This is a genomic window from Paraburkholderia sp. D1E, from assembly GCF_052682275.1.
In genome coordinates this window covers 949,956-962,648 of record NZ_JBQYMB010000001.1, presented here as the reverse complement: position 1 = coordinate 962,648, position 12,693 = coordinate 949,956, and the positions used below count along the sequence as shown (strand labels likewise).

12 protein-coding genes are annotated in these 12,693 nt (G+C 62.1%); 7 read left to right on the top strand and 5 right to left on the bottom strand.

What is annotated here, in order from left to right; genetic code table 11:
• Positions 1-113: 113 nt before the first annotated feature.
• From ACUN0E_RS04500 to ACUN0E_RS04485, 4 genes are all read left to right on the top strand, one after another.
• Positions 114-485 carry a GFA family protein gene (locus ACUN0E_RS04500; protein ID WP_408224649.1) on the top strand — a complete coding sequence of 124 codons (372 nt, stop codon included), beginning with the start codon at positions 114-116 and terminating at the stop codon, positions 483-485.
• A gap of 126 nt (positions 486-611) precedes the next feature.
• On the top strand, positions 612-1,352 hold the full coding sequence (locus tag ACUN0E_RS04495) for a response regulator (protein ID WP_408224470.1): 741 nt from the start codon (positions 612-614) through the stop codon (positions 1,350-1,352).
• On the top strand, positions 1,349-2,686 hold the full coding sequence (locus ACUN0E_RS04490) for an ATP-binding protein (RefSeq protein ID WP_445565780.1): 1,338 nt from the start codon (positions 1,349-1,351) through the stop codon (positions 2,684-2,686). The genes ACUN0E_RS04495 and ACUN0E_RS04490 overlap by 4 nt, the downstream gene beginning before the upstream one ends.
• 228 nt (positions 2,687-2,914) lie before the next feature.
• A complete protein-coding gene (locus tag ACUN0E_RS04485) occupies positions 2,915-3,958 on the top strand; it encodes an alpha/beta fold hydrolase (RefSeq protein ID WP_445565779.1) in 1,044 nt (347 codons plus the stop codon).
• Between the two features lie 66 nt (positions 3,959-4,024).
• On the opposite strand, the gene ACUN0E_RS04480 is transcribed toward ACUN0E_RS04485, so the two are convergent.
• Genes ACUN0E_RS04480 through ACUN0E_RS04460 form a run of 5 tightly spaced genes read right to left on the bottom strand, consistent with a single transcriptional unit; the run spans position 4,025 to position 9,965 of the window.
• Complete coding sequence (locus tag ACUN0E_RS04480) at positions 4,025-5,404, bottom strand: 2-hydroxycarboxylate transporter family protein (RefSeq protein WP_445565778.1); 1,380 nt, start codon at positions 5,402-5,404, stop codon at positions 4,025-4,027.
• Between the two features lie 48 nt (positions 5,405-5,452).
• Positions 5,453-6,820 carry a short-chain fatty acid transporter gene (locus ACUN0E_RS04475; protein ID WP_445565777.1) on the bottom strand — a complete coding sequence of 456 codons (1,368 nt, stop codon included), beginning with the start codon at positions 6,818-6,820 and terminating at the stop codon, positions 5,453-5,455.
• A 60-nt stretch (positions 6,821-6,880) separates the two neighbouring features.
• Complete coding sequence (locus tag ACUN0E_RS04470; protein WP_445565776.1) at positions 6,881-7,774, bottom strand: amidohydrolase family protein; 894 nt, start codon at positions 7,772-7,774, stop codon at positions 6,881-6,883.
• A gap of 51 nt (positions 7,775-7,825) precedes the next feature.
• Entirely contained in the window at positions 7,826-9,031 is a 1,206-nt protein-coding gene (locus ACUN0E_RS04465; protein ID WP_445565775.1) for a CaiB/BaiF CoA transferase family protein, read from the bottom strand.
• Between the two features lie 49 nt (positions 9,032-9,080).
• Positions 9,081-9,965, bottom strand: a complete 885-nt coding sequence (locus ACUN0E_RS04460) for an HpcH/HpaI aldolase/citrate lyase family protein (protein ID WP_445565774.1) — start codon at positions 9,963-9,965, stop codon at positions 9,081-9,083.
• Positions 9,966-10,068: 103 nt separating this feature from the next.
• Between ACUN0E_RS04460 and ACUN0E_RS04455 the strand changes: the two genes are divergently transcribed.
• The 3 genes from ACUN0E_RS04455 to ACUN0E_RS04445 all read left to right on the top strand — a co-directional run bounded on the left by ACUN0E_RS04455 (position 10,069) and on the right by ACUN0E_RS04445 (position 12,383).
• Positions 10,069-10,950 carry a LysR family transcriptional regulator gene (locus tag ACUN0E_RS04455; protein WP_445565773.1) on the top strand — a complete coding sequence of 294 codons (882 nt, stop codon included), beginning with the start codon at positions 10,069-10,071 and terminating at the stop codon, positions 10,948-10,950.
• A 234-nt stretch (positions 10,951-11,184) separates the two neighbouring features.
• Entirely contained in the window at positions 11,185-11,655 is a 471-nt protein-coding gene (locus tag ACUN0E_RS04450; RefSeq protein ID WP_445565772.1) for a hypothetical protein, read from the top strand.
• A 365-nt stretch (positions 11,656-12,020) separates the two neighbouring features.
• Positions 12,021-12,383 carry a translation initiation factor Sui1 gene (locus ACUN0E_RS04445; protein WP_445565771.1) on the top strand — a complete coding sequence of 121 codons (363 nt, stop codon included), beginning with the start codon at positions 12,021-12,023 and terminating at the stop codon, positions 12,381-12,383.
• Positions 12,384-12,693: the final 310 nt, after the last annotated feature.

Here is a 12,693-nt window from a genome sequence, read left to right as displayed (position 1 = left end):
CCGAGGCGGCGCGGGTGCAACGTTTTGTGTCAGGGGAGTGCCCAGATACATTGCGATACAAAGCGTGGGGCGTACTGGGCTATAAAGCAGCCATGCCTACTGCGGAGCACCCCATGAGTACCGAACTGCTGCAAGGATCCTGTCATTGCGGGACCGTGAAATTTGAAGTCCGTACCGACGTCCTGCCTGCTGCGCGTTGCAATTGCAGCCTGTGCCGGCGCAAGGGTGCGCTAATGACGCCGCCGTTCGCCGCAGGCGAACTGAAGATCCTGGACGGTGAGGAAGCGCTGACGCTCTATCAGTTCAATACGCACACGGCTAAGCACTACTTCTGCAAGCATTGCGGCATTTATCCGTTTCACCAGACGCGTAGGGATCCACAGTTGTGGCGGGTCAACATCGGTTGCCTGGAGGGCATCGACCCGTATACGCTGGAGGCCACTGTTGCCAATGGCGCCAGCCTGTCGGTCGTGGAGGATGCATGAGACGGTTCATGGCGATTCTCGCCTTCCTGGCGGGTGGATTGGCAGCAGAACTGGCGCACCCTGTGCACTGTTCGTTGGTCAACGTGAACCGGGTGCGCGTCAATCGTCGAAAGGATTGATCCGTTGATGGAAAATACCGACCACGTGCTGATCGTCGACGACGATCGGGGCATCCGCGAATTGCTCGCAACCTATCTCGAGAAGAACGGCATGCGCGTTTCGCTGGCCGCCAACGGCCGGCAGATGCGCACCGTCCTCGAGCAGGGCGCCCCTGATCTGATCGTGCTTGACCTGATGCTGCCCGGCGAAGACGGTCTCGTGCTGTGCCGGGAACTGCGTGCCGGCAAGTTCCGTTCGGTACCGGTATTAATGCTGACCGCCCGCAGCGAAGAGGCGGATCGCATCGTTGGGCTGGAAATGGGCGCGGACGATTACCTCTCCAAGCCGTTTGCGGTGCGCGAACTCCTGGCGCGCATTCGCTCCGTGTTACGCCGCGCGCGCATGCTGCCGCCGGGCATGCAGGTGACGGAAACCGCACCGATGATCGGCTTCGGCGACTGGCGGCTCGACACCACTGCGCGCCATCTGCTCGACGCCGAGGGCACCATGGTGGCGCTGAGCGGTGCGGAGTACCGCTTGCTGCGCGTGTTTCTCGATCATCCACAACGCGTGCTTACGCGGGATCAATTGCTCAATCTGACTCAGGGCCGCCAGGCCGATCCGTTCGACCGTTCGATCGATCTGCTGGTCAGCCGCTTGCGGCAGCGCCTGCAGGACGTGGCGCGCGAGCCGCGTTACATCAAGACACTGCGCAGCGAAGGCTATGTATTTTCGGCGGCCGTGACCATGATCGAAGGCAATCCATGAAGCTGAATGCCTTGCTGCGTTGGCCGCGTACGTTGTTCGCGCGGCTTGCCCTGATTCTCTTTGTCAGCCTTGCGCTGGTGCAAACGCTTTCGGTCTGGCTCACCATGACGGAACGGGACCAGACCATGACGAACGTGATGATGGGTTACATCGAACGCGAGGTCACCAGTTCCGTCGCGCTGCTCGACCATTTGCCCGCCAACGAACGCGCGGAATGGCTGCCAAGATTGGCGCGGCGCACCTATACCTTCAATCTGGGGCCCGGCGTTGCCGGCGCACCTCCCGATGCGAAGCTCTCAGCAAGGGTGGCTCAATCTATCGCAGAAGGTATCGGCAAGCGCTATCCGTTAACGGCTAACGCTGTCCCTGGCGACCCGGACCGTCTGCAAGTCCATCTGCAGTTGAGTGACGGCACACCGCTGACGATCGACTACCACCCCATGCCTGGCGCGCCGCTGTCGCCATGGTTGTCGTGGGTGCTGGTGCTGCAACTGGCGGTGCTGGCCGCATGCTGCTGGCTGGCGGTGCGGCTGGCGACGCGCCCGCTGAGCGTGTTGGCGCGAGCGGCCGATACCCTGGGGCCCGACCTGAAGGTGGAACGCCTGCCCGAAGACGGGCCGGACGAAGTGGCGCGCGCGGCGCGCGCGTTCAACGCCATGCAGGACCGTATCAGGCTCTACATGACCGAGCGCTTGCAGATCCTCGCGGCGATTTCGCACGACCTGCAAACGCCGATTACCCGCATGCGTTTGCGCCTCGACGTGATGGACGAGAGCGCGCAGGGGACCAGGCTGCAGCAGGACCTGCAGGAAATGGAAACGATGGTCAAGGAAGGCGTCACGTACGCACGCACCATGCACGGCGCCAGTGAGGCGCCCCTGCGTATCGATCCGGATGCGCTGTTCGACAGCCTCGTGTTCGACTATGTCGATGCCGGCAAGGACGTTTCGCTGCACGGGCGTATCGACACCGCACTGGTGACGCGTCCTCAGGCGTTGCGCCGGATCGTGGGCAATCTCGTCGATAACGCGCTGAAGTTCGGCGGGGCGGCCGAGATCAAGGTCGCGACTTTGCAGAACGGGCACGTGATGGTCTCCGTGCTCGATCGCGGGCCGGGCATTCCGGCTGAGTCGCTGGAAGCGGTGTTTGAACCATTCTATCGGCTGGAAGGATCGCGCAACCGCGGAACCGGCGGTACCGGGCTGGGCCTCGCGATTGCGCGGCAACTCGCGTTGGCGATGGACGCGGCGCTGTCGTTGCATAACCGGCCCGATGGCGGTCTGGAAGCCAGGCTTGTGCTGAAAGGCGTCAGCCAGATTCCTGTTGCTCACTGATTGCGTGGTATGTCGCAGCTTTTCGTCAATGAGCGTGAATGCTCGCCACGCTGTCTCTGTATCTCAATGTATCTCCATCGTCGATAAATACATAACGTTTCACTGGCGCTCCTGATAGACACATGCCAGATACGTCCACGGGTTTAAATACTTCCAGGCCAGATCGTCTGGCTTCGCAAGCCGGACATGCACTGCGCTTGTGTGGCTAATCTTTGAGGAGTATCAGTGATGCCGGACCAGATCAATACTCGACGTCGTCGTCTGCTGGGGACGACAGTTGCTGGTATCAGTTTGATGGAGCTGGGTTTGAGCGGCCTCGCCCAGGCACAGTCGAACGGCACGCCACCCGACACGAAAGCGGCAACGCGTGTTGCTTCGTTCGACAATCTTCGTCAGGTCAATGCGGGAACGCTCAGCATGGGTTATGCGGAAGCGGGTCCGCAGAATGGACCGGTGGTCATTCTGCTGCACGGCTGGCCCTACGATATCTACAGCTTTGCCGAGGTCACGCCATTGCTTGCCGCTGCGGGCTATCGGGTCATCGTGCCGTATCTGCGCGGCTATGGTTCAACGCGGTTCCTGTCCGCGGATACGCCTCGCAACGGTCAGCAGGCCGTGGTTGCCGTCGACATCATTGCATTGATGGATGCCTTGAAGATCGAAAGGGCGATCTTCGGCGGTTTCGACTGGGGCGCGCGCACGGCGAATATCATTGCGGCGCTGTGGCCGCAACGATGCAAGGCGATGGTGTCGGTAAGCGGTTATCTGATCGGCAGCCAGGAAGCCAACCGGGCGCCGCTGCTGCCGAAGGCGGAGTTGGCCTGGTGGTATCAGTTCTATTTCGCCACGGAGCGTGGCCATGCGGGGTATGAAGCGAACCGCCACGACTTCAACAAGCTGATCTGGCGTCTCGCGTCGCCAAAATGGAATTTCGACGATACGACGTACGACCGTTCGGCTGAGTCGTTCAACAATCCGGATCACGTCGCGGTGGTGATTCATAACTACCGCTGGCGTTTGGGGCTAGTCAAGGGCGAGCCGCAATACGATGAGCTCGAAGCGCGCCTGGCGAAGGCGCCGGTCATCTCCGTTCCGACCATCACGATGGAGGGCGACGCCAACGGCGCACCACATCCCGAGCCGGCAGCCTACGCGAAGAAGTTCACCGGCAAGTATGTGCACCGGAACGTCGACGGCGGTATCGGACATAACTTGCCACAGGAAGCGCCGAAGGCATTTGCCGATGCCATCGTCGATGTCGTCCGCTTATAAGCGGACGGAAGAAAACAGTTGGAGATGAACGCGCGATGACGACCGGCGCGGCCATTTCGAACCAGGTCAGTGAATCCACGCAAAAGCGGCAAGCGCCATCATCACCGTGATGGCGCCGCCGATACGTGTCGCAATCTGCGCAAACGGCATCAATTCCATTCGATTGGCGGCGGTCAGAATCGCGACATCGCCGGTGCCGCCCAGGCCGCTATGCGTAGCATTGACGATCGCGGCCTCGACCGGATACATGCCGACCAGTTTGCCGACGACAAAACCCGTTACGACGAGCGTCAGCACCGTAGAAACAGCGGTGACGATATTGACCCAGTGAAACGCTGTGACGATTTCGCCCCAAGGCGTCATTGCGACGCTGATCGCGAACATGAGCGGATACGTAACGGCGGTCGAGAAGAAGCCATACATGAAGCGTGCGCCACCGCGAACGCGCGGCGACACGACCTGGAACAGTTGCGCCGCGACCACCAGAATCAGCATCACGACCGGCGCCGGCCAGTCGAACAGTTGATGACTGAGCACGCCAAGCAGATACAGCGCAATCGCGGTAGCACCCGCGGCGGCAACCGAACTCACGTCGAATTCGAACGACTGCGGCGCGTTGCGCATGGCTTCGTCGTCGGCGCGGCTCGCGACGGTCAGACGGCCATTGCCGGTCCAACGCGGCTTGCGCGCGCCGAGGTAGCTCAACAGGCCTGCGCAGCAGATCGCGGCGATATTGCCGAGCATCACGGCGGACAGTGCTTGCGCGAACAGCGGCCCCTGTTCGACACCCATGATCTGCGCGTAGCCCGCCGACAACGGCAGTGCGCCTTCGCCCACGCCGCCGGCCATGATCGGGACCACGACCATGAACAACGCGTGCCGGAGGTCCATGCCGAGCGCGACGCCCACCCCGGTGCCGACGCATGCCGCCGCAGCGGAACCCGCCGCGACCGGAATGAAGATGCGCACGAAGCCTTTGATCAGCGTCTCGCGGTCCATGCTGAGCACACTGCCGACGATGATCGCGGCGATGAACAGATAGAGAAAATTCGATGTTCTGGTGAAGTCAGTGACGGCTTTGACGACCGGAACCGGCATCAGCTTGTAGTAGATGAGCATCGACGGAATGAACGCCGCGAAGATCGACGTCGCGCCGATATGGCGAATCCAGGGGATGCGCTTCGCGAGCTCGGCGCATGTGAAGCCACCGACCGCGACGAGTGCGATACCGGTCGGCAGATCGGAGGCCAGCTTTCCGCGCAGGGTCATCGCCGCGAGCACCGCAAGCAGCACGAAGTAGACTGGCGCCGGCAACGATCCGATACGTGCGTCGAAGATCGCCCACCAGCGATCCTTCAATGTTGCGTGACCGGCTGGCGAATCCGCCGCCTGTGCAGCCGTTAAATTCGACCCGGGAGTGGCCTGCTGCGTCGTGACTGCTTTCATCGAATCGTCTCCGTTCATATCTGTTGTCGGTGAGTTCGCCGCCGATCGTCAAACGAGTAGCAGCAACGCGGTGCCGTACACGAGCGCGCCTACCACGAAGGTCATGACGGTGAAGCCGAGCACGCGCTGCACGCCAATACCCGCCATCGCGACGACTGGGGCGGCCCAGAACGGCTGCAGCATGTTCGACACCTGTTCACCCATCGCGACAGCCATCGTGGTCGCCGGCACCGACGCGTGCAGCGCGACTGCGGCAGGCACGACGAACGGTCCCTGGACGGCCCAGTGACCGCCACCGCTCGGAATGAAGAACGTAACGATAAGCGAGCACACATAGCTCCAGAACGGCAGCGTGTGCGGATTCGAAATGGCGATGAAGAAGTGCGAGATCACGTCCGGCAATCCAGTCGCGTCCATCATCCCCATGATCCCGCCGTACAACGGATACTGAAGCATCATCGAACCAGTCTGCTTTGCCGCGTTCTTGACGGCGTCCGCATAGGCGAGCGGATAGCCATGCAGAATCACGCCGGCGATGAACATCACGAAGATCACCGCGTTCACGCCTGAAAACGCCAGATGTTCGACGCGCGCGAGAATCAGAAATGCAATTCCCGCCGCACCGATGAAGGCGCTACCAAGCCACGAATGTTCGATCCAGCGCGCGAAACTCAGCTTGCCGGTCGGGCGCTCGCGCGGTGGTGCATCGGGATGCTTCTCCGTGTCGAGCACGACTGCGTCTTCGTCGGAGGGCTTGAGCCACGCGAATACGAACGGCATCGCGATCAGCATGATGATCGTCGGCACCAGGTTGAAGCTGGTGAACACCGTGCTGCTGAACGGCAGCACCTGGCCGGTCAGTTTCTGCACGACATTCATCGCGCTGCCGGGCGTGGATTGTGCGAGCGCGATCGAGCTCGAAATGCCGCTTGCCCACACGACCCAGCCGGAAAAACCCGCTGCGACGATCCACGCGAAATCCACACGCATCCGTTTGGCCACTTCACGTGCGAGCAATGCGCTGACAACGAGCCCCAGGCCCCAGTTGCAGAACGACGCAATTGCGACGAGTACGAACGTAAGCGCCGCCGCCTGCACGGGCGTGCGCGCGACCGACACCAGCGCCTTGAACATACGCTGCACGAGCGGCGCGTGCGCGAACGCATGGCCGGTCACGAGCACCAGCGTGATCTGAAAAGCGAAGGTCAGAATATCGAAGAAACCCTTGTACCAGCCGCCGATCAGGTGGGAGGCCGATGCATGCGGCGCGAACACCGCCGACAGCACAGCGACCACGACGGTAATCAGGATCGCGAGCACGAACGGGTCCGGGATGGTCCGTTCGAAAAGCCGGATAGTTGCTTCGGTGAAGCGTGTCTTGCGTATGGTGGGTGGGGCAGCGGCTGCGGGTTTCATCTGGTGTCTCCGAAGAATCTTGTGGGTTACGCGTTCTATGCGCGCTGAGGTGCCGGGAATTCAGGCTGTTGTGGCCGAGTTCGCCTGGGTGGGAAAGCCGTACAGCGTCGCGGCGTTGTCGATCAGAATGCGGTCGCGGATCGCATCGTCGCCGGTCCATATGCCGAGCAGATCGAACAGCTGGGCGTCGTCGGGCTTGTGCGACTCGGTCGTGTGCGGCCAGTCGCTGCCCCACACGAGGCGCTCAGGCAGCGCGTCGATCCACGCGTGCGCGGTCGATGCGATGTCCCCGTAGTCTTTGGCGATGCCTGCAACGGAGTCGAGATACGGCCCGGACAGCTTGACCCAGACACGACCGGAATCGGCCAGATCGCGCACGATGCCGAACGCCGGATGCGACGCGCCGTCGGGCATCGGCAGACGCGCGAGATGATCGAACACGATCGTCGAAGGCAGGCGCGCCAGCATCGCCCGATGCTCGACGATCTGCGCGGCGGTCCAGTGCAGTTGCACGTGCCAGCCGAGCTCCGCGATACGTCGCGCGAGCGGCTCGACCATCTCGAAGTTGACGGCAGCATGGGCGGGTGTGTACAGCGTGAAACGGATGCCGCGAACGCCGCCGTCGTGAAGCTCGGCGAGTTGCTTATCGGTGACCGTCGGCGTGAGCACCGCGACCCCGCGCGTCCGGTCCTGGCCGAGTTGCTGGATCGCATCGAGCGTGACGCGGTTGTCCGTGCCGTAATTGCGTGGCGTCACGACAACCGTGCGTTGGGTGCCGGTTCTGCGCTGCACGTCGAGATAGTCGGTGACGGTGGCGTGCTCGGGGACGCTCGCGTGATTCGCGCCAGCCGCGAGGAAGCGGCGGTCGTAGATGTGCATGTGCGAATCGCACGCACCAGCGGGCGCCCGGTTCCGTGGCAGTTGCACGTTGTCGTTGCGCTGTTGCGTGTCCATTGTCGTCTCCGTTTTATGTCGCGCGGCGCTCATGCGTCACCGAAAGTTCGCTTACAGCACCGCGCGTTTTGCACGCAACGCGGCGATCCCGTCGTCGCTCCAGCCGGACTCGCGCAGCACGGCATCGGAATGTTGACCGAATGCGGGCGCGGCGAGCGGCGTGGGGCCGGTTGTGTCGCCAAAGCGGATCGGTTGACGGAAACCACGGTAATGTCCGACGCCCGGATAAGCGTAGGTTGCGATCATGTCTTCGGCCAGCACCTGCGGATCGTCGAACATATCTTCGATGCCGCGTGCAGTGGCACATGGCACCGCGTCGCCGAACAACGTCTCCCATTCGAGCGCGCTACGCGCCGCGAGTGCCGCGTGCAGTTGCGGCACGATTTCGTCGCAGTACAACGCACGCTTCTTAACGGAGTCGTAGCGTTCGTTGCTCGCGAGTGCGTCGAGACCGGTTTTCTCGCAGAGTGCCAGCCAGAAATGCGGCGTGTTCGCGGAGATGTAGAGGTAGCCTTCGCGGGTCGGATGAATGCCGGTAATGCCGCCTGAGCGCATATCGCGGCCGATGTCCTTCGGTTCACTTTCGGCCCAGATCATCCGCGCGGATTGCATCGTCAGCGCACTGCGCAGCAGCGATATGCCAACGTACTGTCCCGTGCCTTTGCGCTCGCGCTCGAACAGCGCCGACGACACGCCCGCCGCGACCAGCGCCGCAGCGTAGTAGTCGACCACTGAGCCGTACAGGATCTCCGGCGGCCCGCCACGCTTGCCTTGCAGCATGCACATACCGCTCATCGTTTGCAGGACCTGGTCGTAGCCGGCCTTGTCCTTGTTCGGACCGGTTTCGCCGTAACCGGTGACCGCGCAATAGATCAGGCGCGGATTGACCTCGCGAAGCTGCTCGTAAGCAATACCGAGGCGCGCAGGCACGCTGGGGCGGAAGTTATGGACGAGCACGTCGGCGGTCTTGACGAGTTGCATTAGCACGTCGAGCGCTTCAGGCTGTTTCAGGTCCAGCACGAGACCGCGCTTGCCGCGATTCACGCCGAGAAAAGCACGGCTTTCGGTTTCGAGCGTGGACGGATATTTGCGCAGGTTGTCGCCGCTGGGTGGCTCGATCTTGATGACTTCGGCACCTTGATCGGCAAGCAGCGTGCAGCCGTACGGACCGGCGATGTACGCGCTCAGGTCCAGCACGCGAATCCCCGCCAGCGGGCCTGTTGCGCCGGCTTCGGCTGTATGGGACGAACGTTCCATGATTGGCTCCATCGGATCGGATTGGGGGCGGCTCGGCAGTGCAAGGCGTTCAGCGGCCACCGGGTGGGCGGTTCAGCAGCCCGAGGCGCGCGGCATCGCGAACCAGCACGCGCGCCCGTTCGACGAACGGCGGATCGATCATTTTGCCGTCCACCACGTAAGCGCCGACGCCGTTCGCGTCGGCTTCGCGGGCCGCTTCGACGACACGCAGCGCATGCGCGATTTCATCGTCGGAAGGGCGGAAGACTTCATTCGCGAGGGTGATCTGGCTTGGATGGATGCAGCTCTTGCCGAGAAAACCCATCGACCGGGCGAGTTGCGCTTCGGCACGAAAACCTGCTTCGTCCTTGATATTGGCGAAGGCCGAGTCGTACGCGAACACGCCTGCCTCGCCAGCCGCGATGCGCAGGCCGAACATGGCTTGCTGAATGGCCGACGGTTCGCGACGCGCGATGCCGAGCGGCTCGAACAGATCGCCAAGCCCGAGCTGTAAACCCGCAACGCGCGGATGCGCAGCGGCGAGTTCGGCCGCAAGGTGGAACGCTTTCGGCGATTCGATGTTGAGCAGCAACCGGATCGGAGTCGTTACGCCGCTGACAGCTTCGGCGCGTTCGAGCGCGGCTACGGCCGCGCGCACGTCGTCGACGGATTCGGGTTTCGGCAGATTGATCAGGTCGAGGCCGCGTTGTGCGACGGCGTTGATATCCGCGCTGAAATGCGGCGTGTCGAGCGCGTTGACGCGGACGATCAGCACCTTTTGCTTGCCGGCGACGAGATCGGAGCCCAGCAACTCGCGCAGCTCCACACGTGCTTGCGGTTTGCGGTCGGCAGCGACGGAGTCTTCCAGGTCGAAAGACAGCGCATCGGCGGCGCTCGCGAATGCCTTCGCGAACAGCTCGGGGCGCGAGGCTGGCACGAACAGTTTGCTTCTCATGTCTCCGCTTCCAGTTCTCGATTTATCGGAAGCAAGTCTAATTCCGGGTTGAATTTAGATAAACTATCCAGACCTATCTTCAAACGGTACATAAACTATCTTTATGGACGTCGCCTTTCTCGCCAATCTTTTACTGGTCGTCGATTGTGGCTCGATGGCGGAGGCCGCGCGCCGGATTGGCGTGACGCCAGCCGCCGTGGCGCAGCAGGTTCAGGCGCTGGAGCGCGAACTCGGCGTCGAGTTGCTGGTGCGCTCGGGGCGTACCGTGATGCCGACCGAAGCGGGCCATCGCGTGATCGAACGCGCGCGCGGCCTGGTACGCGAATTCTCGGAACTGAAGGCGTTTGCTCTGGAAGGTGAAGCGGCGGGGGAATTGCGGATCGGCACGATCACGACCGCGCTGCTGAGTCTCGTGCCTGATGTGCTGTCCGGTTTCGCGGCGTCGTTTCCGCACGCGAACGTGCTGATTCGCGCGGGAACGTCGATGGAACTCTACGAGGCGCTGCAGCGTGGCGACGTGGATGTCGCTGTCTGCCTGCACCCCGCGTTCGCGTTGCCGAAGGCGTACGACTGGCATCTGCTGCGCGAAGAACCGATCGTCGTGCTCGCGCCGTCGCGTCTCGCCGCGCACGCGCCTCACGACCTGCTGGCGCGCGAGCCGTTCATTCGCTATGACCGCTCGCTCGGCGGCGGCAAGCAGGCGGATCAATACCTGCGCGCGGCGAAGATCGTGCCGCATGAACTGTTCGAACTGAACTCGTTGATGGCAATCGCGATGATGGTCGATCGCGGACTCGGCGTGTCGCTTGTGCCGGACATCGTTTCGCCGCTGACAACCCATCTGAACGTCGCGAAGCTCCCGCTGCCGGTGCAGACGGAGCCGCGCCGGTTTGGCGTGCTATGGCATCGGGCGTCGCCGCGCGGGCGTCTGATCAGGGGCTTTCTCGCTTGCGCCGATGCGGTGCTGGAAGGCGAGCGCAAGTAGCCACGAACTTTCGCGGGGTGAATGTGCCGCGTGTAGGTGCGGACTCGCGGCTCGTCAGCGCAGTCGAACCGTGTTCGACCCCATCCGGTCATTCGATATCGGCGACTTAATCGCTGTCATGCTAATCGGATATCCTTACAGTTGCGATGGCCGGGGTGTAGTCGAGAGACCCTCATTAGAGCCAGCACCTGACATGACACTTACGGCCACGTGCCGCAAATTCCTGGACCAGCCATGCTACGCCACCACACATCGAGTCTCCGACACGCGCTCGCCGGCATCCTGCTGGCTGCGATTTCCACCTTGCTCACGGGCTGTAGCGACGAAATAGCGGATGCCGATGTCGCATTTGTTACTGCCGCGACGCCGCCCCAATTCGAATCGCTACGGATGTACGGCGCCGCCCCGGAAAGCGTCGCTACGGGCAGTCGTAACACACATGCCCCTGGCAAGCTTCATCAGGGGTGCCTGGCGATCATCCGCGCCGAGGGCCGCGAGGTGCGCGAGACGGTGATTCTCGAGGACGAGGCGGGGACCCCCTTCGATCTGAATGTCACCCGCACGTCAGACGGATGGAACGTTACTTCGGATGGACTCACACCGCCAAGCGCCGATCCCGTCGTTTTCCGCACGCGGTTCACCAGTTGCGTGAATGCAATCCGGGACAAATACGCAGCCGATCCGGAGAAAGCGCCCTTCCATTGAGCTTCGGTGGCGCGGCTGACTGATTGGTTCGTTCCGCGATCCTTATCAATCCACGAACATTGCGGGTGGGCTTTAAGAGCGGAATGCCTCTTCCATGCCAAAGGTGATGCCTGCGCCGGCGAGCGCCAAATTCCTTTTGCATCGACCTCCGGCGTTGCCGGCGTGCTATGTCCCAACACTATTCCGAAGAACCGGTTAAGGACGCTGAGATCATTCGGCGATGTTTGTAATCGTTGATCACCTGACCGCACCTGGCCAGAGGCGGCTGCCAAGGCTCACCTGCTAAACTCGTCCCGATTCCCGATTCCCGATTCCCGATTCCCGATTCCCGATTCCCGACTTAAGCGTCTCCGAGCAAGCGAATAATGAAGAGTAGTCCCAAAGGCGGTCTTGTCTATTCCACTGAGGGCGGGCGGATGTGTCCCGAATGCCGGCGCTCGCTCGCGGAATGTGTCTGCAAGACGGCTGCCAGGAAACTACCGCTAGGCGATGGCGTAGTGCGGGTGATTCGCGAGACCAAAGGCCGGGGCGGGAAGAGCGTGACGCTCGTTAAAGGGCTGGCGCTCGATCCGCTTGCTTTGGCGTTGCTAGGCAAGCAGTTGCGCACGGCCTGCGGTTCCGGTGGAACAGTCAAGGATGGTGTGATTGAAGTGCAGGGTGACCATTGCGAGCAGGTCATCGAAGCGCTCAAAAACTACGGCCACCACGCGAAGCGGGCCGGGGGCTAATCGCTTCAATGAACGGTAGCGCGATGAGTTCATTGGACCGCGTGCGGCCGCAAAGGGGCACTCGACGGGACTGTCCACATCGTCGACAATTGATCTTCATTTCGCCTGCGATATCGTGCCCATGTTAAGAAGAAGAGCAGTCGTCACTTGTCTGTGCATCGCTTTGTCTACGGGCAGCGCAGCGGCTTTGGAGCAGTCACAGAGGCCACCAGGACCGGTAATGATGGTCCATTTCGATTACTACCCCAAGGACCGGCCGCGAATTCGCGTTCTGGAACATCGGCTAGAAAGCGCGATAAAGCGTGCGGGC

Coding starts and splice junctions, on each gene's coding strand:
- ACUN0E_RS04500 (WP_408224649.1), top strand. CDS start 114: ATGAGTACCGAACTGCTGCAAGGATCCTGTCATTGCGGGACCGTGAAA.
- ACUN0E_RS04495 (WP_408224470.1), top strand. CDS start 612: ATGGAAAATACCGACCACGTGCTGATCGTCGACGACGATCGGGGCATC.
- ACUN0E_RS04490 (WP_445565780.1), top strand. CDS start 1,349: ATGAAGCTGAATGCCTTGCTGCGTTGGCCGCGTACGTTGTTCGCGCGG.
- ACUN0E_RS04485 (WP_445565779.1), top strand. CDS start 2,915: ATGCCGGACCAGATCAATACTCGACGTCGTCGTCTGCTGGGGACGACA.
- ACUN0E_RS04480 (WP_445565778.1), bottom strand. CDS start 5,404: ATGAAAGCAGTCACGACGCAGCAGGCCACTCCCGGGTCGAATTTAACG.
- ACUN0E_RS04475 (WP_445565777.1), bottom strand. CDS start 6,820: ATGAAACCCGCAGCCGCTGCCCCACCCACCATACGCAAGACACGCTTC.
- ACUN0E_RS04470 (WP_445565776.1), bottom strand. CDS start 7,774: ATGGACACGCAACAGCGCAACGACAACGTGCAACTGCCACGGAACCGG.
- ACUN0E_RS04465 (WP_445565775.1), bottom strand. CDS start 9,031: ATGGAACGTTCGTCCCATACAGCCGAAGCCGGCGCAACAGGCCCGCTG.
- ACUN0E_RS04460 (WP_445565774.1), bottom strand. CDS start 9,965: ATGAGAAGCAAACTGTTCGTGCCAGCCTCGCGCCCCGAGCTGTTCGCG.
- ACUN0E_RS04455 (WP_445565773.1), top strand. CDS start 10,069: ATGGACGTCGCCTTTCTCGCCAATCTTTTACTGGTCGTCGATTGTGGC.
- ACUN0E_RS04450 (WP_445565772.1), top strand. CDS start 11,185: ATGCTACGCCACCACACATCGAGTCTCCGACACGCGCTCGCCGGCATC.
- ACUN0E_RS04445 (WP_445565771.1), top strand. CDS start 12,021: ATGAAGAGTAGTCCCAAAGGCGGTCTTGTCTATTCCACTGAGGGCGGG.